The sequence below is a fragment of the Kitasatospora sp. GP82 genome, assembly GCF_029892105.1.
Lineage (GTDB): Bacteria > Actinomycetota > Actinomycetes > Streptomycetales > Streptomycetaceae > Kitasatospora.
Map to the genome: position 1 here is coordinate 159545 of NZ_JARZAJ010000010.1, position 24539 is coordinate 184083.

Consider the following 24539-nt stretch of genomic DNA (forward strand, 5'->3'; position numbering starts at 1 on the left):
GGCCGGCTCCTCACGGCACGGAAGGGGACCTCCCCCATGGCGGTCTGCGTGGTGTGCAACAACGACTACTGGCTGGCCTTCGAGATCCGGACTGTCACCGGTGACAGCTACATGTTCGACAGCTTCGAGTGCGCCATGGAGAAACTGGCGCCGCGTTGCGAGTACTGCCAGGTGCGGATCGTCGGGCACGGGGTCGAGGTCTCGGGCAAGTTCTTCTGCTGCGCGAACTGCGCCCGCCGCGACGGCGGCCTCGGCGAGCAGATCCGCGACGCCGTCGGCGCCCACCCCAGCTGACCGCACCGACCGGTCACCCTGACGGATCCGGCCGCCGCGAACGACCGGGCGGGTTCCATCCGCGAGCGACTTGTCGACAAAGGTGTCCACGCGCTCGGCGTTCGCCCGGTCGATCACCGGGCCCGTCTCGGCAGCCGGGTCGTCACCCGTGCCGATCCGGACGGCCACCGGGCTTCGCGGCGTTCACCGCCGTGGATCTCCGCTCGGCGGAGCTCAGGCGGGCTGCGTGAAGGTGAAGCGCAGCGACCTGACCCGGTTGTCGAAGCTGGACGGGATCAGCTCGGGTCCGCCGACCGAGGAGAGGTCGGGCAGACGGGTGTACAGCTCGCGCAGCAGGACCTTCATCTTCTGGCGGGCGAGGTAGGCGCCGAGGCAGAAGTGCGGTCCGCCACCGCCGAATCCGAGGTGGGGGTTGGGCGAGCGGGTGATGTCGAAGACGTCGGGTTCGGTGAAGACCGCCTCGTCGCGGTTGGCCGAGCCGAAGAAGAGCACCACCTTGTCGCCCTGGGCGAGGGGCGTGCCGTCGAGGTCGTGGTCGACGGCCAGGGTGCGGCGGAACTGGATGATCGGGGTCGAGTACCGGACGATCTCCTCGACCGCGCCGCCGAGGTGGGTGTCGAGGTCGGAGAGCAGCAGTTCACGCTGGTCGGGGTGCTCGGTGAGCAGGTGCAGACCGTGGGCGAGCGCGTTGCGGGTGGTCTCGACCCCGGCGACCAGGAGGAAGGAGAAGAAGGCGCCGAGTTCACGGGAGTTGAGGTGCTTGCCGTCCACATCTGCGGTGACCAGGGCGGAGATCAGGTCGTCGGTCGGCCGTCGGCGCCGTTCCCGCCCGAGGGCGGCGATCACGCCCTGCATCCGGGCAAGGGCGCGCAAGCCGAGCCCGGGGACGCGCAGTCGGCTGCGTGCTACGCCGGTGCGCTCGGAGGCGTGGTTGATCTGTTCGAGAATCCGGCGGCGCTGCTTCTCCGGAATGCCCATCATGTTGCAGATGACCTGGTAGGGCAGTTCGGCGGCGACGGCGCTGACGAAGTCGTCCCCGCCGCCCGCCCGCCGCGAGAGGAGCTCGTCCACGATCTGCGTCGCCACCCGGCGGATGTCGTCCTCGACCTTGGCGATCAGCCGGGGTGTGAAGGCGCGGGAGACGATCCTGCGCAGGTCGGCGTGGCGGGGGTCGTCGAGGTTGACCATGGAGTCGCCGAACACCGCGCGCACCCAGCGCGCCGGTTCGGGGGTGGTGACGCCCGGGGCACTGATGAAGACGTCCGGCGTACGACTGGCGGCGACCACGTCGGCGTGGCGGACGAGAGCGTGGAAGCCCTTGCCGGTGCGGGGGTCGGTACAGAACACCGGCCGGTCCAGGGCGCGCAGGCGGGCGAATGCGGCGGCCCGCTCCGAGGCGGGGAGGCTCCAGAACTCCGGGTGGGCGGGGTTGGTCCCGGCGGTCCGGAAGTCCGTGTGCGAGGCGGTGCCCGCCAGTGCGCTCATGTGGAAGTTATCGTCAGTTATCTGCTGAATGTCAAATTCAGCTCGAATTCTTTTATTCTGATATTGGATTACTTTTCAGAGATACCGGCGAGCTCGGTTTCGAGCCGAGGCTCGGTCTCGGTCTCGACTTCGGCGGCCGCCACCGGGACCAGCTCTCGGACCAGCAGCGTCGCCCCCGCGACCGCACCCGGCATCGCCGGCACCGTCAGCATCGGCACCAGGAACAGCAGCACCAGCGGCGCCCCGAAGCCCAGCGCCAGCCCGAGCCGTCCGCGCAGCAGCCGTAGCTGCTCGCGCTGCGAGACACCCCGCCGCTGCATCGCGACCGAGGTCAGCTCGACGGTCAGGAAGAACCCCGCCACGCCCACGCCCACCACCGGGACAACGGTCTGGCCAACGACGGGGACGAACCCGCAGAGGAACAGCAGCAGTCCGAGCCCCGCCGACCGGACGAGTACGTGGAGGCTGTCCCTGGCCGCCGCCACCAGTTCCCGCCAGAGCGGCCGCTCGGGCGAGGCGGGCCCACCGCCCTCGGTCTCGTCCACCTTGGCGCACAGGGACTCGTAGAACGGCTGTCCGATCAGCGTCGTGACCGCCGTGAAGGTGATCAGCGCCAGCAGCATCCCGACACCGAGCAGCACCGCCACGAACACCGCACGCAGCAGGCCCTGCCACGGCGAGCTCCAACCGTCCGCGAACGGGGTGGCCCAGTGGGCCAGGTCGCCCGACCGGACGGCGAGAGCGGTCAGCGCCGCCACGTACCCGACCAGGGTGATCAGCGCGGGAATCATCCCGAATCCCCACCACCGGCCGTGTCCCGCCACCCACCGCTGGCCCCTGAACAGGAGGCCGACCCCCGCCGCAAAATCTCGCATGCGCAGAGCCTACGGGGGTGTACCGCGACGCCTGCGACAGGCCTCGGACGGCCCGAACCCCGGCCGTCGTCCCGGCCGTCGTCCCGGCCGAACCAGTCCACGCGTCCCGTGCCCGGCCTCTGCGCGAATCCATTGCGCAATCCCAGTAACGTCTTTCTGTATGAACCGAACTGACTATGCGTACGCTCTTCGCCGCGACGGAGCCCGGCTGGCGGAGGCCGCCTCGGGAAACCTCGGCCTGCCCGTGCCCAGCTGCCCGGGCTGGACGATCGCCGACCTCGTCTGGCACACGGGCGAGGTCCACTGGTTCTGGACGCTGATCGCCAACGGAGAGCTGAGCAGTCCCGATGACTACATCGAGCCGGAGCGGCCGCCAGCGGACGCACTGCTCGCCTGGTTCACCGAGGGGGTCGAGCAGTGCGCGGCCGCCCTGGAGCAGCTCGACCCGGCACTCCCCCGGTGGAGTTGGGCCAGTCGCAAGGACGTCGGCTTCATCCAGCGGCGGATGGCGCAGGAGACGGCCGTCCACGCCTGGGACGCTCTCGCCGCCGTCGGCCGGGACGAACCGATCGAACGCGAGCTGGCCGTGGACGGCGTGGCCGAGTTCCTCGCCCACTTCCGCTCCGCGACCCCGCCGGCCGACTTCCCGGACGCCGGTCTCCACCTGCACGCCACCGACGGCCCGGGCGAGTGGTCGGTCCGCGCGGTGGACGGCACCTGGCAGGTGAGCCTGGAGCACGGCAAGGGTGCGGCAGCCGTCAAGGGCACTGCCTCCGACCTGCTGCTCCTGCTCTGGCAGCGCCGCACCGTCGAGCAGCTGGAGACCTTCGGCGACGCCGATGCGCTGAAGGCGATCCTGGCAGCCTTCGACCGGGACTGACCCCCGGCCGACCCGGCCGACCCGGCCGTCAGCGACTTGGCGGCCGACCTCCCCGGCTTCCTCACCGAAGTCCGGCAACCCGCCGAAGAGCCGGACCGTGCCACCCGGGCATCTGACACCGCTGCGCCTCGGTGCCTGAGCCGGCCTGCCGGGGGTACGTTCCAAGCACCGGGACGGAGTGAGGTGCGGCGATGGATCCACAGCAGATGCTGGCGGTCGCGGTCGAGGAGGCCAGGGCCGGACTGGCCGAGGGCGGTATCCCCGTCGGAGCCGCCCTCTTCGGTCCGGACGGTGAACTCCTCGGCCGCGGCCACAACCGCCGTGTCCAGGACGGCGATCCGTCCATGCACGCCGAGACGGCGGCCTTCCGAGCGGCAGGCCGCCTTCGCGGCTACGCCCGCACCACGATGGTGACCACCCTCTCGCCGTGCTGGTACTGCTCCGGTCTGGTACGGCAGTTCGGGATCGGCGAGGTCGTGATCGGCGAGTCCCGTACCTTCACCGGCGGCCACGACTGGCTGGCCCGGCACGGCGTACGGATCACGCTGCTGGACGACCAGGAGTGCATCCGTCTGATGACGGACTTCATCGCCGCCCATCCCGACCTCTGGTACGAGGACATCGGCGAACCGCCCGGCCGTTGATACCCCGGCCGACGGCACAGGCGGCGCCGGTCTCAGCCGGTGATGCCGCGTCCGCCGTCCGCGACCTGGTGCAGCGGCACGTCGGGGACGGCGGCGCACCGGGCGAGCTCGGCCGCCGGATAGGGGACTTCCTTGCTCTCGTCGCAGAGGCGTCGGTGGAATTCGTCCATCACAACGGCTGTCCTGGCATGTCGGGTGAGGACTGAGGCCATGGCGGCAGGGACGCCTTCGGGCCTCCTGCCCTCGGCCCACTCGCGTACGAACCGGCGACGGTCCAGGCTGCCGCGCACGCGTTCGACCAGATGGTGGTTGACCAGGTGCGCGGCGGTGTAGCCGTGGTCATAGCCCCGGTGCCGTGCGAGGAAGTCCGCCTCCTCGGGCGAGAGTTCGAAGCGGGAGCTGAGAGCGAGGCCGAAGTCGGAGAAGTAGAGGCGGTGGCCGTCCGTCAGGATGTTGTGGAAGTGGGCGTCGAAGTGGACCAGACCCCGACTCCTCATGAAGGCGGCCGTCTGCGCCAGTTCCTCGTCCACTCGCGCGAAGGCCGAGGAGTCCTGGCCGGCCAGCCAGGCGCCGAGGGTCTGCGGGATGTGCTCAAGGAAGAGGACGACGCTCGCGGAGGAGCGGTGGATCGCCTCCAGCCGCTCGCGCACGGCCGGTGAGCCTTCCCAGTGGCCGACCGCGCCCTCCAGGTCGCCGAACTCGGAGAACACGGCGGTGGCGGCGGGAGGCGGGCCTGGCAGCACCCGCCAGTGGTACATCAGCGGGAAGCCCTGGTACTCGTTCCCCAGGACCCAGTTGGTCGCCATGGTGTGGGCGGCCAGCTCGCGCCAGGCCCCGAACCCCGCCGATCCCACGCCGTACTGGTAGAAGCCCGGCAGGCCGAAGAGGTTCGCCGTGGACATCACGTTCTCGGGGCGCAGCTCCAGCTCGGTCAAGGGCACTCTCTTGACGAAGACCCGCACGCCCTCGATCTCCAGCGCGGCCGACGCACCGCCGATCCCGGACCCCAGCGGGGTCGCCCCGTCGACAAGCCGGCCGAGCCGGCGATCGCTGAGCAGGGCGAGGTGGGTGGAGACTGTTGCCCAGGCATCCGTTCGTGCCGTGGGCAGCCGGTCCTGACAGGTCATCGGGGCTCCGTAGGTTGTCGGGCGGCCCAGCGTACGTCGCCGTGCCCGTGATCGCGGGGGACCCCGTACCGTGACAACCGAGCGCTTCAGTGTCGCAGTTCGGCCTCCTGGTGATGCTGCGCTCCGCCGTCACCACCGAGCAGGCGGCGCAGCGGCCGAGCCGGAACGCCGGTCACTGAAGGATGTTGACCGCGCGGGCGACCACCAGCACAACGGTCAGCAGTGAGACCGCCGACTGGAGCAGCATCAGCATCTTGGCCCAGCGCGAGAGCGGCATGGTGTCGGTCGGGCTGAACGCGGTGGCGTTGGTCCAGGCGACGTAGAGGTAGTCGAGGAAGCCGGGTTCCCAGTCGGCCGGGGCGATTCCCGTCTGCTGCATCTGCGGGAAGAGCAGGTCCGGGTAGTCGGCGGCGCCCAGGGCGCGGGCAGCGGGACCGCCGCGGTCCCATTCCCAGTACCAGAGTGCGAAGGCGATGACGTTGGTCGCCCAGATCGCCCCACCCGTGCCGAGGAGCTGGACGGCGTCGGATCCGCTGGCGCCGTGCACCAGTTCACGCACCAGCTTCACCGCCGACCAGCCGTTGGCGAGGCTGATGGCCGCCACCAGGCTGAGGCTGACCGCGCGCAGGGCCCGCGAACTGCGGTCCAGCCGACGGTGGGGGTTCATCGCCACCAGGGCGACGAGCAGGACGAGCTCCAGCGCCGGCAGCATCCAGTGCGGATGGATCGTCAGCCGGGGCGGCAGGAAGAGCTGGAGACCGACCGCGACCAGGATCACGGCGCTCACCGCCCAGCGCTGCTCGGCCTCGGTCTCACGGCGCCAGGCGGGACGCGTGGGCACCGCACTGCCGGCTGCCGGGGCGGCAACGGCTGCGGCGAGGTGCGATTCGATGCCGTCGAGGCGTTTGTGGAGTGCGGCGGCGAGCTCCTGGGTGGTACCGGGTGCTGCGGCCGGTGCGCCGGATGCCGTGGCGGGTGACTCGGGGACGTCGGGCTGCTGGTGCGCGCTGCTTGGACTCATGGCGATCATTGTGAACTTCCATCGCCCTGGCGCGCCGCCTGCTGTGGTCCGGAGCGATCCACGCCGAGCGGCCATTAGGGTCTGACCATGCCGGACGCCTCACATGCCTCCGCCCGGCGGGGCACGCCGGGCGGAGGGCAGAGGTGGTGGCGCGGTGGCGGGTCCGTCAGTTGCGGGCCTCGGTGACGGCCGCGCCGAGGGCCTCCTTGATACGGGGCCCGAGGCGGGCGAACCCGAGCTCCTTCGTGGCGGCGCGGAGCAGCTGGTCGTCGGTGCGCTCGACGCCGTCGCTGTCGATCCAGCGGACCAGGGAGCGGAGTTCGCCCGGCGTGTAGGCGGTGATGGGCTGCCCGACGGTGAGCGAGGGCTTCTTCGGGCGGCGGACGCGCTTGGGGCGCTCCTTCTCGCCGGTCTCGGCCACGGGATCGGCCGGCTCGGCGACCTCGGCCACGGGTGCTGCGGCCGGCTCCTCGGTGCTCTCCCCGGCCGCCACGACGGCGGAGGTCTCAGCAGCGGGCTCAGCAGCAACCTCGGGGCGGGCCGCCGGAATCTCCACCTCGGGAGCCGGGGCGAGGACAGCCTCGACCTCGGTGACGACCTCGGCCTCCACTCCCGGGTCCTCCGCAGCGGTGATCACAGCCTCCGGACGGGCCGCCGGAATCTCGGGCTCGACAGCCGCGTCGACAGCAGCCTCGACCTCGGCAACGACCTCGACCTCGACCTCCGCCACCGGGCTCTCCGCAGCGGTGATCACAGCCTCCGGACGGGCAGCCGGAATCTCGGGCTCGACGGCCGGGGCCTCCTCGGTACCGGTGCGCGGGCCGGCGGCGAGGGCCTGGCGAGCCGCCTCCACGGCGTCTTCCTCGGTGTCGGCGCCGTCGGCCGTGTCCGCGGGGTCGATGGCGGTGCGCCGGTCGTACACGGCCAGGGCGGCCTCGCGGTCGGCCCGGCTTTCCGTCAACTCGTCGAACAGCTCGGCGAGTCCGACGTTCTCCAGCTCGGTGCGGAGGGAGCCGAGGGTCGGCAGGCGGTAGAGGGTGCCCTCGTCGGCGGCCAGGCGGTCGACCAGGTCGGCGAGTTCGGCCAGCGGCGTGGTCTCCAGTTCGCGTCCGGGCAGCAGGCGCCCGAGCGCACGGACCGCCTCCGCGAGGGCCTCCACCGCCTGGGCGGCCTCGGCGAGCCGCGCGGCGTCGGCGGTGACGACCGGGCGCACCGCAGACGTGTCGGCAGCAGCGCCGGCGAGCGCCGTCCAGTCGGCTCGTTCCTTCACTGCCGCCGCGAGGGCCTCGTGCAGGTCGGCCCGGCGGGTGCGTCCGCCGAGGGTGAGCAGCTTGGCCTGGGCGCGGAGGGCGCGGCGGCGTCCCCAGGAGAGCTTGACGCCCTGCTCGCGGCGCCACCGGGAGTCCGCCGTGGCGGCGGTGAGCGCCTCGAGGTCCGCGTCGTACGCCTCGGCCCGGAGCTTGGCCGACGTGCTATGCACGCGTCGCAGGACGCCGACGACCAGTCCGAGGGCGACAACACTGTCCGGCTCGTCCAGACTGCCCTGCGCGACGAGCCCGGTGACGGCGGCGCGGGTGGCGAGGACGTCCCGGCTGCGCAGTTCGGCAAGGACGGTGGAGGCGGCGCGGGCGTCATCGGGGCTGCCGATGGCCTCGATGGCCGCGTACCAGGGGTGGGTGTCGGCGGTCAGTGTGAAGCCGCCGAGTTCGGCGTACCGGCCGAGGTCCTCACGCGGACCCGGCCGGGAGCTCGCGGTGCCGGCGGCGGGCGTGACCGCTGGGTCGTCCGCCGACGCGGCTTCGGTGTCGTTCTGGTAACGCACAGTCATGGTGACGTCCGGTTCGTGGCAGGGCAGACAGGGACGGGACGGGCATCGTCCGGCGGCGCGGGCGGCAGGAGCGCGGTGCCCGGCGCGGGCGACCAGGATACGGGTGGGCGTTCGAGGCGTGCACGCACCCGGTCCGGTGAGCCCGCACGCGACGCACCCCATTGGCGCACCGGCGCGGGGCACTCGGCCGGGTACGGCGGCAGCGACGGACGTATCTCACTGGTCCCGGTCCCCTCCCGCGGCCCGGCGATGCGCCGCCCGGCGGCGGGCCGAACCCGCCGCGTGCGGGACCAGGTAGGCCAGATCGCGGTAGGTCACGGGGGGCAGGTACTCACGGATCAGCGTTCGCTCCCACCATGCACCCGTCCTGCGCAATGTACGCCAGTCGGTGAAGCGGTAGCGGTAGAGCAACGCCCGTACGTGTTGTGGCGGCTCGTCGGGGAACGGGTTGTGCCGCAGCAGTTCGAGGGTGTCCCGGTCGTTGACCAGCAGGCGGGCGACGAAGGCCGTGAACCAGGGCCGCGCGTAGGAGGAGGAGATCGCGGCGAACCACATCAGCCAGTCCAGCCGCAGGTGGTAGGGCGCGAACTGGCGTGGCATCCGCCGTAGGTCGCCCGGTTTGCCCTTGAACGCGTACTCGCGCCACTCCACGCCGGGTCCGAGCTCCCGCGCGCGGGTGCCCTGCACCACCACCTCGAACCGAATCCGGTTGATCGAGCCGAAAGCACCGTACGCATTGACGAGATGGAACCGGTTGTATGAGCGGTTCATCAGCTGGCGGCGCGAGACCAGGTTGAGGGCGGGCCAGTAACTCAGTACGGCGAAGAGTGCCGTCACGCCGAGTACCAGCACCTCGAACCAGAGCGGGTCCGAGTGCAGTTCGGCCGACGCCGGCAGTGGGAGGAGTACGCCGATCGTCGCGGTGTCGACGGCGGAGAGCGCGAGGGCGATGGTCAGCCAGTTGAGCCAGGCGAAGTTGCCGGAGGTCACCAGCCAGAGCTGGGTGACCACGATCAGCAGGGCGGCCGCGCCGGCGACCGGCTGGGGCAGGAAGAGGCAGAAGGGGACGACCAGTTGGACGAAGTGGTTGGCCGCCACCTCGGCCTTGTGCAGCGGCGCGGGCAGCCGGTGGAAGAACCAGCTGAACGGTCCCGGCATCGGCTGTGTCTCGTGGTGGTACTTCAGACAGGTCAGGTTCCGCCAGCAGGGGTCGCCGCGCCATTTGATCAGCCCGGCGCCGAACTCGACCCGGAACAGCAGCCACCGCAGCAGCCACAGCACGAGCACCGGCGGCGCGACCTCGGCGTTTCCGAGAAGGGCGGCCAGGAAACCCGACTCCAGCAGCAGCGACTCCCACCCGAAGGCGTACCAGGTCTGACCGACGTTGACGATCGAGAGGTAGAGCACCCACAGCAGCGCCCAACCGAGCAGCGCGGCCCAGAGCGGGACCAGGTCCAGCGCACCCGCGAGGACGGCCGCGGCCAGCGCGGCACCGCTCCAGGAGACGGTGGCGAATGCGCGGTCGGAGTAGTGCAGATGGAAGAGGCTGGGCGAACGGCTCATCCCCACCCGGGCGGTGAAGCGCGGAACGGGCAGCATGCCGTGTTCGCCGATCAGAGCGCGGAACTGGTTGACGGCGCCCAGAAAACCGAGCAAGTAGCAGACGGCGACCAGTCGTTGGAAGACCAGTCGGCCCAACCAGTACTCGGGCGCCGCGAACCACTCCACGCCGGCTGCTCCTCCCAGGCCTTCCGGGGGTCATGCCTACCATCTGCCGAGCCCCGGCGGGACACGGCGAGCGGCGGGCGGCGCCGGGTTCAGCCACTCGGCGCAGACGCGCGACCGCCGGCGCCCGGCCCGATGGAGAGACGCCCGTCACCGGGGCGCTCACGATCTCCGGCCGATGCCGGGCGCGCCTTCCGGAAACCGGACGGAGCCCGAAACGGCCGGCCAATTCCTCTCGCGCCGGCCGCCCTCGCTGTGGTGCCATACCTGGTACAGCACCAACACCGGGAGACACACATGACCGCTGCGCGACGGCAGCCAGCCCCCACCGACCCCTCCCCTCCCACGAACCTCTCCGACCTCACCGACAACCCCCGCTCCGCCCCGACCATGCGCACCCGACTGAGCGGCGCCGCCTGGGCCGCCCTCGGCATCGTCTACATCGTCTGGGGCTCGACCTATCTCGCCATCCGCATAGCCGTCGAGACCATGCCCCCGTTCTTCTCGGCGGCGGCCCGGTTCATCGGCGCCGGGCTACTGCTGGCCACCCTGCTGGCACTGCGGCAGGGGCCTTCCGCACTGCGCGTGACGAAGCGCCGGCTCGGCTCGGCCGTCCTGGTCGGCGTGCTGCTGCTGCTCGGCGGCAACGGCCTGGTGGTGCTGGCCGAGCAGTCGGTGCCGTCCGGACTGGCGGCGCTGCTGGTGGCCGCCGTTCCGCTCTGGGTGGTCCTGCTGCGGCGGGCGTCCGGCCGGCACACCTCGGGGGCGACCATCGCGGGCGTACTGGTCGGCCTGGTCGGACTCGGGGTGCTGACCGCCCCTGGCCTGAGCGGGGAGGTGGGGCTGGGCGGACTGCTCACCGTGATCGGTGCCACCCTGTCGTGGTCGACCGGCTCCTTCCTCGCCGGACGGCTGCCGATGCCGCGCAACGCGTTCGCCGCAAGCGCGTACGAGATGCTCGCGGGCGGCCTCTGCTGTCTGCTGGTCTCCGCCGCCAAGGGCGAACTCCACTCGCTGGACCTGGCGGCCGTCTCCACGCACTCGTGGCTGGCCCTCGGGTACCTGATCCTCTTCGGCTCGGTGGTCGCCTTCAGCGCGTACGCCTGGCTGCTCCAGTCCGCCCCGCTGCCGCTGGTGGCCACGTATGCGTACGTGAACCCGGTGGTCGCGGTCTTCCTGGGCTGGCTGGTCCTCGCCGAGCCGCTCAGCTGGCCGATCGTGCTGGGCGGCGCGATCGTCGTGGGCGGCGTGTTCCTGGTCGTCCGCAGCGAGAGGTGAGCAGGGGCGGTGCGCAGGGCGCGGTGAGTAGGAGCGGGACTGTCCGAGCGTATTGACTGGCAGTCAACCCATTGCCCGGAGGAGTCGCCTGATGGAACACCCCGCGTTCGAGACCTCGACGGTGGAGCGGGCCCTCGCGGTCCGCGCACCCGACGGTGCGACCGTCCGACCGCTGGCCGTACTGGCGGGGCAGGGCAGCCTGGCCCAGTTCGAGCTGCCGCCCGGCGGGATCTCGCAGGCGGTCTCGCACGCCACCGTGCAGGAGATGTGGCACATCACCCAGGGCACCGGTCGGATCTGGCGCCGCCAGGGCAGCCGCGAGGAGGTCGTGCCGCTGCGGCCGGGCTCCGTGCTGACGATCCCGCTCGGCACGGCCTTCCAGTTCCGCGCCGACCAGGACTCCCCGCCGCTGCAGATCACCGCCGTCACCATGCCGCCGTGGCCGGGCAACGACACCGAGGCCCGGCCCGAGCGGGGCCCCTGGACGGCGAATCCCGTGGACCGGCCCACCCGTTGAAGGCTTGGCGGAGATGTGTCCGACTCGTCCGGGCTGCCCGCATAGATTCTTCACAAGCCGACGGCCTTTCCGAGCATCCTCACCCTGATGGTTTAATTCTTGACGCTAACTCGGCGCGGCCGCTTGACTCCCTTCTCCGCCGCGACGGTGCGGCGCTCTCAGGGAGGCACCACCCACCATGAACGCGATGACGCGTCGGATCATCGTCGGCACGGCCGCTGTGTCGATGACGCTGGCACTGGCCGCCTGCGGCCAGAACGGCAGCGGCAGCAACGGCTCGGCCGCGGGCAAGAAGACCATCGGTCTGCTGCTGCCCGAGAATGCTTCGTCCACCCGGTACGAGGCGTTCGACAAGCCGCTGATCGAGTCGGCGATCACCGGACTGTGCACCAAGTGCAGCGTCGACTACACCAATGCGAACGGCGACGAGCAGACCCAGAAGCAGCAGTTCGACAGCCTGCTCAACAAGGGCGTCAAGGTCATCCTGCTCGACCCCGTCAACGCCAAGGGCACCGCCTCCTGGATCGACGAGGCCAACGCCAAGGGCGCCAAGGTCATCGCATACGACCGGCTGGCCGCCGGCAAGCCTGCCGCGTACGTGTCCTTCGACAACGAACGGACCGGCGAGCTCCAGGGCCAGGCTCTGCTCGACGCGCTGGGCAGCAAGGCATCGAGCGCCAACATCGTCATGATCAACGGTGCCGACGCCGATCCCAACGCCGCCTCCTTCAAGACCGGTGCACACCGAGCACTCGACGGCAAGGTCAAGAAGATCGTCTACGAGCAGTCCGGCGAGTGGAAGCCCGCCGTCGCCGCCCAGAAGATGAACGAGGCGATCCAGACCTTCGGCAAGGACGGCTTCCAGGCGGTCTACTCCGCCAACGACGGCATGTCCTCAGCGATCGTCAGCGCCCTCCAGTCCGCCGGGATCAAGAACGTCCCGGTCGGCGGCCAGGACGCGTCGATCGACGCCGTCCGCCGAGTGCTCGCGGGCGAGCAGGCGTTCACCATCTACAAGCCGTACCGGCCGGAGACGGACGCCGCCGCCAACCTCGCCGTCTACCTGCTCCAGGGTCTTGACGTCACCTCGGTGGCCAGCACGGTGACCGTCAGCAACGGCAACCGGATACCGTCGATCCTGCTCACCCCGGTGGTCGTGACCAAGCAGAAGGTCGCCGGGACCGTGATTGCCGGTGGCCTCTACAAGGCGGCAGACGTGTGCGACCAGCAGTACGCGGACGCCTGTAGCGCGATGGGAATCAAGTAGCGGCCCTGCCCTGCACCGGCCCAGACTGGCGGTGTGCCGGAGTTGCCCGAGGTCCAGGCCCTGGCCGAACGCATCGCACAGGCGTGCATCGGCCGGTCCGTCGCCCGTGTGGAAGTGCTCTCCGTCCAGGTGCTCAAGACCTTCGATCCGCCGGTGAGCGCCTTGGAGGGCCTGGCGATCGAAGGGGTCGGCCGGTTCGGTAAGTTCCTCGACCTGCGGACGGAGAGCGGCGGTCCGCACCTGGTCGTGCATCTGGCCCGCGCGGGCTGGGTACGGCCTCGGGCCTCGCTCGTCCCCGGGTCCGCCCACCCGGGGCGCGGCCCGCTCGCCCTCCGCCTCGTCCTGGACGACGGCTCGGGCTTCGACATCACCGAGCAGGGCACCACCAAGCGGCTGGCCGCGTACGTGGTCACCGACCCGCTCCTGGTACCGGGTGTCGCCGGGCTCGGCGTCGACCCGCTCGGCGACGGCTTCACACTGCCCGTCCTGGCCGGACTGGCATCCGGATCGCGCCGGCGGCTGAAGACCTTCCTCACCGACCAGTCCGTCCTCGCCGGCATCGGCAACGCCTACTCCGACGAGATCCTCCACGCGGCCCGGCTGTCCCCGTACGCGATCGCCTCGTCGCTGCACGAGGATCAACTGGCCCAGTTGTACACGGCCGTCCGCGACGTGCTCGGCACGGCTCTGGAACACGCCCGTACGGCCACGGCGGCCACCCTGAAGTCCGAGAAGAAGGCGGGTCTCGCCGTCCACGGCCGCTCCGGCGAACCCTGCCCCCGCTGCGGCACACCCGTCCGATCGGTGATCTTCGCCGACAAGTCCCTCCAGTACTGCCCCACTTGCCAGACCGGCGGCCGGATCCTGGCCGACCGCCGGCTGTCCCGCCTGCTGAAGTGAGCTCGTACTCCCCGCAGCGGGTGCGGGGAGTACGAAGCCCTCCCGAGGCGCGGGCCGCGTCAGCCCAGGTGGGTGTCCACGTAGGCCAGGACGGCGTCACGCTGGTACTCGGCCAGGCCGACGGCGATCTCCTCGTAGGCGGCGCGCCACTGTTCGTTGTCGACGCAGGCCCGGCCGACGGCCCGGAACTCGTCCGCCCCCATCGTCGGGACCTGGGCCAGCACCTGGTACTGGCTGTCGATCTCGGCCTGCACCGCCGGGTCGTCGACCGGTGTCCCGGCAATCATGAACTCGGCCATGCGGATCAGCTGCGCGGTCCGCTCCCGCTGACCGCGTTCGATCTCGGCCTCGGTCATCGAGGCGGCCAGCCGCGCGGCCTGCTCCGCCAACTGGGGCCACTCCTCGCGCAGTTCGGTTTCGTACTGCGAAGGATCGAATCCCTCGAACAGATTCTCCGGCCGGTTGATCCTTGGCACCATGTCGTCCTCCTTCGACTTCTGCAGTTCGACGATCGTGCGGGCAACGGTCCTCGCCAGGGTGTCGAGCCTCTTGCGCTCCTGGACCAGTCGCAGGTGGTGTGCGCGCAGGGACTCCAGCTCGTCCCCCTGTTCGCCGAGGATGCCGGCGATCTCGCGAAGGCCCAGGCCCAACTCCCGGAGCACGAGGATCTGCTGGAGTCGCAGCAGCTGGCTCTCCTCGTAGTAGCGGTGACCGTTGACGCCGGTCCCCGCAGGCGGCAGCAGTCCGATCTCGTCGTAGTGCCGCAGCGTCCGGGCCGTCACCCCCGATATCCGAGCCACTTCCGCGATCTGCCAGGCCATCGCCGTCCCCCTCACTCGGGCCGGTCCTTCCGGCCCCGACAACGACCGTAGGCGTTGACGCTGCGGAAGCTTCAAGTGCCGGACGCTCGGAGTTCCGGTGACGATCCACCGGACCGTCCCGCGCCGGCAACGCCGACGGCCCGCCGTCCCCGGTTCGTACGCGGGGGCGGCGGGCCGCTGGTCGGGTGTGGCGGCGGTCAGGAGGTGAGGGTGGCGATGTCGATGACGAAGCGGTAGCGGACGTCGCTGGCGAGAACCCGCTGGTAGGCCTCGTTGATCCGGTCGGCGCCGATCTTCTCGATCTCGGCGCCGAGGCCGTGGGCGGCGCAGAAGTCGAGCATCTCCTGGGTCTCGCGGATACCGCCGATCATCGAGCCGGCCAGCGTCTTGCGGCCCATGATCAGGGAGAACATGCTGACGGAGTTTGGCTCCCCGGGGGCGCCGACGTTCACCAGGGTGCCGTCGACCGCGAGCAGGCCGAGGTAGGCGTCCATGTCGAGGTTGGCGGAGACGGTGCTGACGATCAGGTCGAAGGAGCCAGCGAGCTCGGTGAAGGTGGCCGGGTCGGAGGTGGCGTAGAAGTGGTCCGCGCCCAGCCGGAGGCCGTCCTCCTGCTTGCGCAGGGACTGGCTGAGCACGGTGACCTCGGCGCCCATCGCGTGGGCGATCTTCACGCCCATGTGCCCGAGGCCGCCCAGGCCGATGATGGCGACGCGCTTGCCGGGGCCCGCCTGCCAGTGGCTGAGCGGCGAGTAGAGGGTGATCCCGGCGCAGAGCAGGGGCGCGGCCACGTCGAGGTCGATGCCCTCGGGGATGCGCAGGACGTAGTTCTCGTCGACGACGATGTGGGTGCTGTAGCCGCCGTAGGTGGGCCGGCCGTCGGGACCGGCCGGGTAGGTGGCGGTCATGCCGTTGAGGCAGTACTGCTCGTTGCCGGCCAGGCAGTTCTCACAGGTGCGGCAGGAGTCGACGAAGCAGCCGACGCCGACCCGGTCGCCGACGGCGTGGCGGGTGACGCCGGGGCCGACCTCGGTGACCACACCGGCGATCTCGTGACCGGGGACCATCGGGAAGAGCGACTGACCCCAGTCCTCGTTGACCTGGTGGATGTCGGAGTGGCAGATACCCGCGTACTTGATCTCGATCAGGACATCGTGCTCGCCGACCGTACGGCGGGTGACGGTGGTGCGCTCCAGCGGGGCCTTGGGGGCCGGTGCGGCATAGGCGGTGACGGTGGTGGTCATGGGGGATGTCCTCTGCTGGTCCGGTGCGGCCGCGGGCGCGAAGCCGTGCGCTTCCTGACACGGCGAACGGCACCGTACCCGTGTCGTTTTCGGTGTCGGTCCCAATCCTGCGACGGGCGGAAGATTTCACCCAGGGCGAGAGTTGTCCTGGGAACCGGCAGACCTGGGTCTGGCAGAACCCCCCTTAGGATCGAGGGCATGGGGAATCGAGCTGAGCTGACCACCTTTCTCAGGTCCCGTCGGGCCAGGCTGAAGCCCGAGCAGGCAGGTCTGCGGCAGTACGGAGAGCGCCGCCGGGTACCGGGGCTGCGCCGGGAGGAGCTGGCCCAGCTTGCGGGGGTCAGCGTGGACTACTACGTGCGGTTCGAGCAGGGCCGCTCGGAGAACGTCTCGGATGCGGTGATCGACGCCGTGGCGGCCGCGCTGCGGTTGGACCACGACGAACGGGCCCACCTGTACCGGCTGGCCCGGCTGCACACCGTCGGCGGCTGCGGACCTGTCGTACCGACGGCCCAGGTGGTCCGCCCGGGTCTGCTGCGGCTGCTGGAGTCGATGCCGGACGTTCCCGCGTATGTGATCGGGCGGCGGACGGACATCCTGGCCTGGAACGACCTGATCTGCGCCCTGCTGGTCGATATCGCCGAACTCCGGCCCGAGCAGCGCAACCTGGCCTGGCTGGTCTTCTGCCATCCGGAGGCGCGCGACCGGTTCGTCGACTGGCAGGCCAAGGCCCGCGACCTGGTCGCCTACCTGCGGATGGACTTCGGGCGGCATCCGTGCGACCCGGCGTTCACGGCGTTGATCGGGCAGCTGTCGGAGTCCAGCACGGACTTCCGGCGGCTCTGGGAGGACCAGGAGGTCAAGGACAAGACCCATGGCAGCTACCACCTCCGCCACCCGGCGGTCGGCGAGTTCACCCTCTCCTTCGAGACGCTGAGGCTGCCGGACGACCCGGACCAGTCACTGCTCCTGCACACCGTGGAGCCGGACTCCCCGTCGGAGGCCGCTCTGCGGATCGTCTCCCGCCGCAGGCACCTCGCGGATCTGCGGGCCGAGTGACCCAGCCGTCCCAGGAGGCTCGCCACGCCCCAAAACTCTCGGGTCTCACCTAGGGCTGCCCGGTGCATGGTTGCCACGCACCGGCCGCGCCGAGCGTGCGAACGCGTCCGGTGCGGCCCAGGAACCGAGCGGCCGGAAAAGGACGTGGCAACCATGACGGGGACATCATTCGGGGCACTTGTCGAGGACGCGGTGCAGATCCTGATCCGGACGGGCACCGTGATCGCCCCGAGGGAGGACGCCGAGGCTCTGGCCGCCCATGTCTTCGGTCCCGACGCAGTCGGCCGGCCGTCGGACGGCGAGCTTGACGGCCGGCTGGCTGCGGAGTACCGCACGCTCGTGGACCGGCGGGCCGACGGGGTTCCGCTGGGCCACCTCACCGGGGTGGCGGCACTCGGCGGCATCGAGGTGACGGTCGGTCCGGGAGTGTTCGTACCACGGGCGCAGAGTGAAGCGGTGCTCTCCACCGGACTGCGCGCGATAGCGGACCTGACCGGCCCACTGGTGGTCGACCTCTGCACGGGTTCCGGGGCTGTCGCGCTCGCCATCGCGCACCACCGGCCCGACGCCACGGTCCACGCCGTGGAGTGCGACCCGGTGGCACTCGATTTCGCCCGCCGCAACAGTGCCGACCGGACGGCGCTCGGCGACACCGCCATCGTGCTGCACCAGGCCGATGTCACCCGGCCCGGGATGCTGAGCGGGCTCAGTGGCCGGGCGGACCTGGTACTGGCGAATCCTCCCTTCATGCCCGACGACGCCGAGGTGCCCGCCGAGTTCGGCGTCCACCAGCCGAGGCAGGCCGTCTTCGGCGGCCCCGACGGTCTGCATGTCATCCGGCATGTCGCGGACGCGGCGGCGAGGCTGCTGGGGCCGGGCGGCCGGCTCGTCGTCGAACACGGACACCTGCATGCGGAGACGGTCCCCGTCCTGCTGCGGGCGGACGACCGATTCGAGGAGGTGTCCGGCCACCTGGACCAGTACGGCTGGCCGCTGTACTCGATGGCCACCCGACGCCGCGCACACGGTTGAAGCCACGCAACAGGGCCCCGTGCCGCCTGAAAGCGCACGGCCGCCCCTGCTCGGACCGAGGCTGCGCAGCTCGCATAGGCTGACGCCGACCTGATGGAACGGCGGGACGGAACAGAGGCAGACCATGGCTCGTTGGGCGCTGGTGGTGGAGGAGAACGAGGGGGCCGGCCAGTACATGACCTGGTCTCCCCGGGTACTCACCGAGGTCGAGGGCACCCGCGAGGAGGCGGTCGCCGCGCTGAAGCAGCTCGTGCCCGGCTACACCCCCCGCCACCCGATGTCGAGCAGGCAGCGCACCCTCTACCGGGACGGCGACTCCTACCTCCTGGTGTCCCAGGGGCAGCGCCGCACCTTCCACACCGTCTTCAAGGTCTGGGAGGTGCTCTGGGACAGCAACCGCCCCGAGATCCAGGGGCATCGCCTGAGCGAGGAAGGCGAACCCGCGAACTGACGTACGTGCCCGGCGCGGAGGGGGAAACCGAGACCCTCCGCGCCGGGCATCTGCCGGTCAGAACGCCGTGGACAGGTTCACCGAGGCGAAGCCGGACTTGGCGTACAGGCTGATGTACACGATGCCGGCGGGCGGGTTGCTGATGGTGAGCGTCTCGCCGTTGCCGGACTGCGTCGAGCGGGCGGTCCAGTTGCTCATGGTGGCCCAGCCGTCGGCGCTGTAGTACAGGTCGGCGTCACCGGTGCCGCCGGACGAGGTGATGGTCAGCCGGCTGGTGCCCGCCGGGACTCGCAGGTACAGGTAGCTGTAATTCCCGGTGTTCGCGGCCAGGTTGCTGCGACCGCAGTCCTGGCCCAGCTCGCGGGTGTCGGTGGCGGTGCACTCGGCCACCGGGGGCGCGGTCGTAGCGCCGCAGTTCCCGGCGGCGCAGGCGGACAGCCAGGCGGACCAGTCGCTGTCGTAGCGGGTGCCGATGGTGCTGGTCAACAGCGTCCTGGCGGCGGCCCAGTCGCCCACCCGGTAGTAGCCGAGCAGCGTGTCGACATCGGCGCGGTGCGACTGCAGCATGTACCGGACGGCCAGGTAGCCCCAGTTGTAGATCCGGGTCCTGTCGTTGTCGTAGGTGGTGTCGAAGAGGGTGCTGAGCTTGTACGTGCCCTTGGCCGCCTGGGCGATCGCGTCGGTGTAGTCGACGTTGCGGTAGGAGTAGGAGACGTACTCGGCGAAACCCTCGATCCACCAGACGGTCGGCGTGGAGGTCCCGGCGTTGAAGTCGCCGTACATGTCGAAGCGGCCGTCGAGGTAGTGGGTGTACTCGTGGTTGAGGTTCCAGATCTGGAAGACCGGCCGCACCCACTCCGCCTCGTAGGCGACGAAGCGCGGCTGGTTTCCGGCGGCCGCCGGGTCACCCTCGATGTACATGCCGCCGTTGTCGGTGCTGATACCGAAGATCAGGCCCGCGTAGGTCTGGTAGTCGGCACTGGAGTGGAAGACCACGACCTCGATGGTCGAGTTGTGGTCGTCGGCGACCGGGCCGTTGTCCCGGACGATGCCGTGGACGTAGGCGTCCTCGCCGCGCAGGCTGGTGCAGGTGGCGTCGAGGTCGGTCGGGCTCATCTGCTGGGCGACGATTCGGATGCTCGGGCTGCACGTGTAGTCCGTGGTCAGGACTGCTGCGCGCAGCCGGGCGGCGAGGTCGCAGGTGCCGTAGTACGCACAGTTGGCCTGGTCGTAGTTCTGGGTCGTGTCGGCGAGGCCCGTCCACAGCGGCGCCGTCCGGCCGGTCATGGCGCTGCGGCCGAGCAGGTCCTTGACCAGCGGCCTTGTCCTGTCGATGAGTTCGGCGTGCTGGAGGAAGCGGCCGAGCTCGTGGCCCGCGTTGGCGGTGAGGTAGGACTGGGCGGTGCCGAGCAGCGCGTCATTGGCGACGGCGAAGTCGCGCAGGGTGTCGAGCAGGCTGGGGTCCGCCTGAACTGCCGCGGTGAACTCGGGCAGTTGGTGGCCGCGGAAGAGCACGGTGTAGGTGTTGTTGACGGCGGTCAGCATCCAGTACGAGGAGTTGTACGTGCTGCTGTCGTAGCCGCTGAGCAGGCGCTTGACCACGTAGAGGTAGCGGGCGTTCTCCTGGGCGCTGTCGATCAGCGTCACAGCCTCGGCCAGCACGGCGCCGTTGGCGTCGTTCACGTCGCTGGAGCGGGAGTTGGCGTAGAAGGCGTCCAGGGCGCCCCGGACGGCCGTCTGCAGGGCGGTGCCGTAGCTGCCGACGGTGGAGGCGTTGTTCCACTGGACGTAGTAGCCGGCGCGCAGGTAGAGCACCAGCTGTTCGGCCGAAGTGCTGTCGTCACCGGCGTAGTTGGCCGAGACGTCACGCAGGGCATCGGCGACGCTGACCATCTGCGGCTCGCGGAACGCCTGGTAGGCGTCGTCACCGGTGACGCTGAAGAGGCTGTTGACGCAGTCGACGGTGGCCGACTCGACCTGCTGGACGAGGGCACTGCCGGAGCGGCTGGTGAAGTCGGAGACGCTGCAGGCGGCGTCCGCGTGCGGTGCGGTTGCAGGGCTGCTGTGCCAGGCGGGGTCGGCGGTCACCTTGAGCGGGGCGCGATGGGCGGCGTCCACCGGCCGGGCGCCCGAGTGGCTCTCCTCTGCGGCGGCGTCGGGCGTCGCGGGCTTGGTCACCGACTGCGGCGGCAGCCCGGAGGGGGTGGTGGGACGCGGGACGCCGACGGCGGGGCCGGTCAGCGCACGGGCCTGGCTCGCCGGTGCGAACAGGCTGATGCCCAGGCAGCACGCCAGGGCCGCTATCAGCAGCCTGAGCAGGTCTCTCCGTATGGAGGCGGTACTCATGTGGGGGCCTCCCGGCCGGTCTGCGGGCACGCCTGTCGGCGCGCCCGAGGAAGGGTGCGGACCGTGGCGGCAACGGGAGTTGGGGGACTTCCCGCCCGCCCGGTGGGGAGTGTGTCATGTACAATGGCACACATCACATGGCGAACGAAAGTGCCCTCCCGGCGGAGTTTCAGCGACCAGGTGCGGCCGGACGAAGAGCCCGAGGGACCGAGGGCGTTCTGCCCGAGGTCAGCGCATCGGCGAAGGCCTGACGAGCATTCGCCCGACCGCTCGTGATTCTGTGTCAGATCCGAAGAAGTGCGACGGACACAGCGCGGGTTCTGCCTGCCTGACGCCGGGTCAGTCCAGGTCGCGCCGGCGCAGGGCAGCGAGACCGCTCACGGCCAGGGCGGCGGCGAGGGCCGTGAGCCAGAGCAGGGGTTGCAGGTCGAATGCGCCGCCGGGCAGGTGCGGCAGATGGGTGAAGGGCGAGAGGTCCAGGATGGGGCGGCCGAAGCGGAGGACGGGGCCGAGCCAGCCGATCACCAGGAACGCGGCCAGCACCCCCCAGCCCGCCGAGGTCCACCGGGGCCGCAGCCCGAGGAGCGCCAGTGTCACGCCGGCCGCCAGCCACACCGCAGGAAGCTGTACCAGCGCTCCACCAAGCAGGCTGCCGAGGTGGCCCGGCAGATTGCCCAGGGACGCGCCTGACGTCAGCCCGGCGGTCAGCCCTCCGATGGTGAGCAGCGCCGCCGAGCCGAGCAGCGGGAACAGCAGATGACCGCCCGCCCAGGCGGTCCGGGAGACCGCCGTCGCCAGGACGGGCTCCGCCCGACCGCCGAGCTCCTCGCCGCGCAGCCGCTGCACGGACTGGACGGCGTAGACTGCGGCGACCATTCCGAGCAGGCCGAGGATGGTCGCCAAGTAGGCGTCGGAGATGGCCTGTTGGCCACCGATCCGGCGCAGGATGTCGCTCACCTGCCGGTTGTCGCCGATCAGTGAGGCCACGCCGCCCGCCACTCCCCCGAAGACCGCGCCCGCCACCGCGAAGGCGGCGCACCAGCCGTACAGGGTGCCGCGCTGGAGCCGCCATGCGAGGGCCAGGTGGGTCCGGAGTGCGGGCGCCGCGTTCGCCGGACCCGGCCGTTGGGGCAGTAGCCCGGCGCCCAGGTCGCGGTGGCCGACCAGCACGTAGGCCGCTGCGGCCAGTAGGCAGGCCGTGAGGAGCCCGAGTGCGACGACCCACCACCGGTCGCTCGCGAACGGCCTCACCTGCTCGGCCCAGCCGATCGGCGAGAGCCAACTCAACCGTCCCGTTGTGGAGTTCGCCGAGTCTGCGGCGGAGTCACCGGCCGCGCGCAGGACGAAGGCGGCGCCGAGTACCGCACCGGCGGCACCGTTGGCGGCCCGCCCGGTCTCGGCCACCTGGGCGGTCACGGCGGCGACCCCGGCGAAGACGAGCCCGCAGGCCGCCAGCGCGGATCCGAACGCGGCTGCGCCACCGAGGGGTTGGCCGAGTACGGCGAGCCCCGCCGTGACCAGCACCGCGAGCAGCAGGTTCGCCGAGAGCGCGGCCAGCAGCGCGGCGGTGAGCGGGGCGCGTCGGCCGACCGCTCCGGCGCCGACCAGCTCCAGCCGTCCGTCCTCCTCCTCGGCCCGGGTGTGCCGGACGACCAGCAGAATGCTCATCAGCCCGGCGAGCAGGGCCCCGAACGCGCCCATCCGCCAGGCCGTCAGCCCGCCGAGGCTCGCGTCGTACACCGGCCCGTAGAGGGCGCGCAGTGAACTGTTGGTGTTCATGCCCGCCGCGAACTGTTCACGGGCGGCGGCCGTCGCGTAGAGCCTTCCGAAGCTGTACGCGGTGGAGACCGCCGCAGCGGTGAGCACATAGACCCAGGCCGGCAGCATGATCCGGTCACGGCGCAGGGCCAGGCGGAGCAGAGTGCCCGTTCCCGCAAGGCTGTTCATGGCCGCACCCGTTCGCCCTCGTCGCGGCGGTCGCCGCCATCGCTGCCGCCGCTGCCGCCGCTGCCACCACCACTGCCAGCACCGCCACCGGATTCGCTGGCCCCGTCGGCCTGGTAGTGGCGCAGGAACAGCTCCTCCAGCGTCGGCGGCCTGCTGACCAGTGAGCGCACCCCTGCCGACGTCAGCTGTCGCAGCAGGGCGTCGAGTTGCCCGGTCTCCACCTGGCAGCGAAGCCGTCCGCCCCGGACCTCCGCGTCGTACACGCCGGGCAGGCCGGCCAAGCCGGTCGGCACACTTGCCAGTTCGGCCTCGATGGAGGTGCGGGTCAGGTGGCGCAGCTCGGCGAGGGTGCCGGTCTCGACGGTGCGTCCGGCGCGGATGATGCTCACCCGGTCACAGAGCGCCTCGACCTCGGAGAGGATGTGGCTGGAGAGCAGGACGGTGCGTCCGCGCTCGCGCTCCTCGGCGACGCAGGCGCGGAAGACCTCCTCCATCAGCGGGTCGAGGCCGGAGGTCGGCTCGTCCAGGACGAGCAGTTCGACGTCGGAGGAGAAGGCGGCGACCAGTGCGACCTTCTGCCGGTTGCCCTTGGAGTAGCTGCGGCCCTTCTTGGTGGGGTCGAGCTCGAAACGCTCCAGCAGCTCGGCACGGCGGTCCTGGTCGAGTCCGCCGCGCAGCCGTCCGAGCAGGTCGATGGTCTCGCCGCCGGTGAGGTTGCGCCAGAGCGTGACGTCCCCGGGGACGTAGGCGAGCCTGCGGTGCAGCTCGACCGCGTCCCGCCAGGGGTCGCCGCCGAGCAGCCGGGCGGTTCCGGAGTCGGCGCGCAGCAGGCCGAGCAGGACCCTGATGGTCGTGGACTTCCCGGCTCCGTTGGGCCCGAGGAAGCCGTGCACCTCGCCCTGGGCGACCGTGAGGTCGAGCCCGTCCAGGGCGCGTGTCCGGCCGTAGGTCTTGACCAGGCCGGACACCGTGATGGCGGTAGTCATGCCTGTCACGGTACTCTTGTTTCACAGAATCGTGAATGTTCTGAACTCTGTGGACTTTCGCAGGATTCGCAGCGGTACGGGATGATGCGGCGGTGATCACGGAGGCGGCAGGAGGTGCCATGCAGGCACGGAACGGGCACACGCAGGACGAGCAGACACCCGGAGAGCGGATGCCCCACGAACGCGGGATGCCCCACGAACGCGGGCGGGACGAGCGGGCCGTCAGCACCTTCGTCGAGCGGTTCGCCAACGTGCTCACCGACTCCGGGATTCCCCGGATGCCCGCACGGATCTTCGCCGCCCTGCTGGCCACCGACTCCGGCCGGCTGACGGCGGCCGGGCTGTCCGAGGCGCTCCAGGTCAGTCCGGCCGCGGTCTCCGGCGGCGTCCGCTACCTGGAGCAGGTCAACCTGGTCAGCCGCGAGCGCGACCCCGGCTCGCGCCGCGACCGGTTCCGGGTGCACGACGACGTCTGGTACGAGGCCAGCGTGCGCCGCGATCAGATGCTGGTGCGCTGGGAGAGCAGCCTGCAGGAGGGCATCGCGGCACTCGGGGCGGACAGTCCGGCCGGGGCGCGGATGGCGGAGTCACTGGCCTTCTTCGAGTTCCTCCGGGGCGAGCTGGCGGGCATCCAGACGCGCTGGCAGGCCCACCGTGCCGCGTTGCGCGCGGCTCGCGAGCAGGAGGGCTGAACCCGAGCACGCCAGGGTCTTGTCAACCCTGTGTAGTTTGGGTTATATGACCGATATATCCGGGCAACCGGACGGGAGCCCTCGGCCCGCGGCCGACGGCGACCGGTCCGGCTCCCGGAG

The 24539-nt window shown here is 70.9% G+C and carries 22 protein-coding genes; 11 read left to right on the top strand and 11 right to left on the bottom strand.

Translation table 11 applies throughout. From position 1 onward, the window contains the following. The first annotated feature begins 36 nt into the window (after window positions 1-36). On the top strand, window positions 37-294 hold the full coding sequence (locus tag P3T39_RS12895; protein WP_280697648.1) for a Prokaryotic metallothionein: 258 nt from the start codon (window positions 37-39) through the stop codon (window positions 292-294). 213 nt (window positions 295-507) lie between these two features. Here P3T39_RS12895 and P3T39_RS12900 read toward each other — a convergent pair whose 3' ends face one another. Both P3T39_RS12900 and P3T39_RS12905 read right to left on the bottom strand, forming a co-directional pair. Then, window positions 508-1779: a cytochrome P450 gene (locus P3T39_RS12900; protein WP_280697649.1), complete on the bottom strand. Its 1272-nt coding sequence runs from the start codon at window positions 1777-1779 to the stop codon at window positions 508-510. A gap of 68 nt (window positions 1780-1847) precedes the next feature. After that, complete coding sequence (locus P3T39_RS12905) at window positions 1848-2654, bottom strand: EI24 domain-containing protein (RefSeq protein WP_280697650.1); 807 nt, start codon at window positions 2652-2654, stop codon at window positions 1848-1850. 160 nt (window positions 2655-2814) lie between these two features. Here P3T39_RS12905 and P3T39_RS12910 point away from each other — a divergent pair, with 160 nt between their 5' ends. Both P3T39_RS12910 and P3T39_RS12915 read left to right on the top strand, forming a co-directional pair. Further along, window positions 2815-3534, top strand: coding sequence for a maleylpyruvate isomerase family mycothiol-dependent enzyme (locus tag P3T39_RS12910; protein WP_280697651.1), 720 nt, complete (start codon window positions 2815-2817; stop codon window positions 3532-3534). A gap of 191 nt (window positions 3535-3725) precedes the next feature. Next, window positions 3726-4178 carry a nucleoside deaminase gene (locus P3T39_RS12915; protein ID WP_280697652.1) on the top strand — a complete coding sequence of 151 codons (453 nt, stop codon included), beginning with the start codon at window positions 3726-3728 and terminating at the stop codon, window positions 4176-4178. Between the two features lie 32 nt (window positions 4179-4210). Here P3T39_RS12915 and P3T39_RS12920 read toward each other — a convergent pair whose 3' ends face one another. The 4 genes from P3T39_RS12920 to P3T39_RS12935 form a co-directional block, all read right to left on the bottom strand. Next, window positions 4211-5305: a protein kinase family protein gene (locus tag P3T39_RS12920; protein ID WP_280697653.1), complete on the bottom strand. Its 1095-nt coding sequence runs from the start codon at window positions 5303-5305 to the stop codon at window positions 4211-4213. Window positions 5306-5477: 172 nt separating this feature from the next. Next, window positions 5478-6326: a hypothetical protein gene (locus P3T39_RS12925; protein WP_280697654.1), complete on the bottom strand. Its 849-nt coding sequence runs from the start codon at window positions 6324-6326 to the stop codon at window positions 5478-5480. A 166-nt stretch (window positions 6327-6492) separates the two neighbouring features. Further along, window positions 6493-8154 (bottom strand): hypothetical protein, encoded by a 1662-nt coding sequence (locus tag P3T39_RS12930; RefSeq protein WP_280697655.1) that lies wholly within the window; start codon window positions 8152-8154, stop codon window positions 6493-6495. A 216-nt stretch (window positions 8155-8370) separates the two neighbouring features. Then, window positions 8371-9882 carry a lipase maturation factor family protein gene (locus tag P3T39_RS12935; RefSeq protein ID WP_280697656.1) on the bottom strand — a complete coding sequence of 504 codons (1512 nt, stop codon included), beginning with the start codon at window positions 9880-9882 and terminating at the stop codon, window positions 8371-8373. Window positions 9883-10176: 294 nt separating this feature from the next. Between P3T39_RS12935 and P3T39_RS12940 the strand changes: the two genes are divergently transcribed. From P3T39_RS12940 to P3T39_RS12955, 4 genes are all read left to right on the top strand, one after another. Continuing rightward, entirely contained in the window at window positions 10177-11157 is a 981-nt protein-coding gene (locus P3T39_RS12940; protein WP_348534336.1) for an EamA family transporter, read from the top strand. Between the two features lie 91 nt (window positions 11158-11248). Beyond that, window positions 11249-11674 carry a cupin domain-containing protein gene (locus P3T39_RS12945; RefSeq protein WP_280697657.1) on the top strand — a complete coding sequence of 142 codons (426 nt, stop codon included), beginning with the start codon at window positions 11249-11251 and terminating at the stop codon, window positions 11672-11674. A gap of 178 nt (window positions 11675-11852) precedes the next feature. Beyond that, entirely contained in the window at window positions 11853-12941 is a 1089-nt protein-coding gene (locus P3T39_RS12950; protein ID WP_280697658.1) for a substrate-binding domain-containing protein, read from the top strand. A 33-nt stretch (window positions 12942-12974) separates the two neighbouring features. Then, entirely contained in the window at window positions 12975-13841 is an 867-nt protein-coding gene (locus P3T39_RS12955) for a DNA-formamidopyrimidine glycosylase family protein (RefSeq protein WP_280697659.1), read from the top strand. 59 nt (window positions 13842-13900) lie between these two features. Here P3T39_RS12955 and P3T39_RS12960 read toward each other — a convergent pair whose 3' ends face one another. Then, complete coding sequence (locus P3T39_RS12960; RefSeq protein WP_280697660.1) at window positions 13901-14662, bottom strand: MerR family transcriptional regulator; 762 nt, start codon at window positions 14660-14662, stop codon at window positions 13901-13903. Between the two features lie 197 nt (window positions 14663-14859). Continuing rightward, window positions 14860-15906 carry an NAD(P)-dependent alcohol dehydrogenase gene (locus P3T39_RS12965; RefSeq protein ID WP_280697661.1) on the bottom strand — a complete coding sequence of 349 codons (1047 nt, stop codon included), beginning with the start codon at window positions 15904-15906 and terminating at the stop codon, window positions 14860-14862. Between the two features lie 198 nt (window positions 15907-16104). On the opposite strand from P3T39_RS12965, the gene P3T39_RS12970 reads away from it, so the two are divergent. The 3 genes from P3T39_RS12970 (at window position 16105) to P3T39_RS12980 (ending at window position 18448) form a co-directional block, all read left to right on the top strand. Then, window positions 16105-16965: a helix-turn-helix transcriptional regulator gene (locus P3T39_RS12970; RefSeq protein WP_280697662.1), complete on the top strand. Its 861-nt coding sequence runs from the start codon at window positions 16105-16107 to the stop codon at window positions 16963-16965. Between the two features lie 153 nt (window positions 16966-17118). After that, a complete protein-coding gene (locus P3T39_RS12975; RefSeq protein WP_280697663.1) occupies window positions 17119-17997 on the top strand; it encodes a HemK/PrmC family methyltransferase in 879 nt (292 codons plus the stop codon). A 124-nt stretch (window positions 17998-18121) separates the two neighbouring features. Further along, a complete protein-coding gene (locus P3T39_RS12980) occupies window positions 18122-18448 on the top strand; it encodes a hypothetical protein (RefSeq protein WP_280697664.1) in 327 nt (108 codons plus the stop codon). Between the two features lie 57 nt (window positions 18449-18505). On the opposite strand, the gene P3T39_RS12985 is transcribed toward P3T39_RS12980, so the two are convergent. From P3T39_RS12985 to P3T39_RS12995, 3 genes are all read right to left on the bottom strand, one after another. Then, the gene (locus tag P3T39_RS12985) at window positions 18506-20794 is read right to left on the bottom strand and encodes a M9 family metallopeptidase (protein WP_280697665.1); all 2289 of its coding nucleotides are present in this window, start codon (window positions 20792-20794) and stop codon (window positions 18506-18508) included. Between the two features lie 339 nt (window positions 20795-21133). Continuing rightward, window positions 21134-22741, bottom strand: a complete 1608-nt coding sequence (locus P3T39_RS12990; RefSeq protein WP_280697666.1) for an ABC transporter permease — start codon at window positions 22739-22741, stop codon at window positions 21134-21136. Then, window positions 22738-23727, bottom strand: coding sequence for an ABC transporter ATP-binding protein (locus tag P3T39_RS12995; RefSeq protein WP_280697667.1), 990 nt, complete (start codon window positions 23725-23727; stop codon window positions 22738-22740). The genes P3T39_RS12990 and P3T39_RS12995 overlap by 4 nt, the downstream gene beginning before the upstream one ends. 188 nt (window positions 23728-23915) lie before the next feature. Between P3T39_RS12995 and P3T39_RS13000 the strand changes: the two genes are divergently transcribed. Next, a complete protein-coding gene (locus P3T39_RS13000) occupies window positions 23916-24419 on the top strand; it encodes a MarR family transcriptional regulator (RefSeq protein ID WP_280697720.1) in 504 nt (167 codons plus the stop codon). Window positions 24420-24539: the final 120 nt, after the last annotated feature.

Coding starts and splice junctions, on each gene's coding strand:
- P3T39_RS12895 (WP_280697648.1), top strand. CDS start 37: ATGGCGGTCTGCGTGGTGTGCAACAACGACTACTGGCTGGCCTTCGAG.
- P3T39_RS12900 (WP_280697649.1), bottom strand. CDS start 1,779: ATGAGCGCACTGGCGGGCACCGCCTCGCACACGGACTTCCGGACCGCC.
- P3T39_RS12905 (WP_280697650.1), bottom strand. CDS start 2,654: ATGCGAGATTTTGCGGCGGGGGTCGGCCTCCTGTTCAGGGGCCAGCGG.
- P3T39_RS12910 (WP_280697651.1), top strand. CDS start 2,815: ATGAACCGAACTGACTATGCGTACGCTCTTCGCCGCGACGGAGCCCGG.
- P3T39_RS12915 (WP_280697652.1), top strand. CDS start 3,726: ATGGATCCACAGCAGATGCTGGCGGTCGCGGTCGAGGAGGCCAGGGCC.
- P3T39_RS12920 (WP_280697653.1), bottom strand. CDS start 5,305: ATGACCTGTCAGGACCGGCTGCCCACGGCACGAACGGATGCCTGGGCA.
- P3T39_RS12925 (WP_280697654.1), bottom strand. CDS start 6,326: ATGAGTCCAAGCAGCGCGCACCAGCAGCCCGACGTCCCCGAGTCACCC.
- P3T39_RS12930 (WP_280697655.1), bottom strand. CDS start 8,154: ATGACTGTGCGTTACCAGAACGACACCGAAGCCGCGTCGGCGGACGAC.
- P3T39_RS12940 (WP_348534336.1), top strand. CDS start 10,177: ATGACCGCTGCGCGACGGCAGCCAGCCCCCACCGACCCCTCCCCTCCC.
- P3T39_RS12945 (WP_280697657.1), top strand. CDS start 11,249: ATGGAACACCCCGCGTTCGAGACCTCGACGGTGGAGCGGGCCCTCGCG.
- P3T39_RS12950 (WP_280697658.1), top strand. CDS start 11,853: ATGAACGCGATGACGCGTCGGATCATCGTCGGCACGGCCGCTGTGTCG.
- P3T39_RS12960 (WP_280697660.1), bottom strand. CDS start 14,662: ATGGCCTGGCAGATCGCGGAAGTGGCTCGGATATCGGGGGTGACGGCC.
- P3T39_RS12965 (WP_280697661.1), bottom strand. CDS start 15,906: ATGACCACCACCGTCACCGCCTATGCCGCACCGGCCCCCAAGGCCCCG.
- P3T39_RS12970 (WP_280697662.1), top strand. CDS start 16,105: ATGGGGAATCGAGCTGAGCTGACCACCTTTCTCAGGTCCCGTCGGGCC.
- P3T39_RS12975 (WP_280697663.1), top strand. CDS start 17,119: ATGACGGGGACATCATTCGGGGCACTTGTCGAGGACGCGGTGCAGATC.
- P3T39_RS12980 (WP_280697664.1), top strand. CDS start 18,122: ATGGCTCGTTGGGCGCTGGTGGTGGAGGAGAACGAGGGGGCCGGCCAG.
- P3T39_RS12985 (WP_280697665.1), bottom strand. CDS start 20,794: ATGAGTACCGCCTCCATACGGAGAGACCTGCTCAGGCTGCTGATAGCG.
- P3T39_RS12990 (WP_280697666.1), bottom strand. CDS start 22,741: ATGAACAGCCTTGCGGGAACGGGCACTCTGCTCCGCCTGGCCCTGCGC.
- P3T39_RS12995 (WP_280697667.1), bottom strand. CDS start 23,727: ATGACTACCGCCATCACGGTGTCCGGCCTGGTCAAGACCTACGGCCGG.
- P3T39_RS13000 (WP_280697720.1), top strand. CDS start 23,916: ATGCCCCACGAACGCGGGCGGGACGAGCGGGCCGTCAGCACCTTCGTC.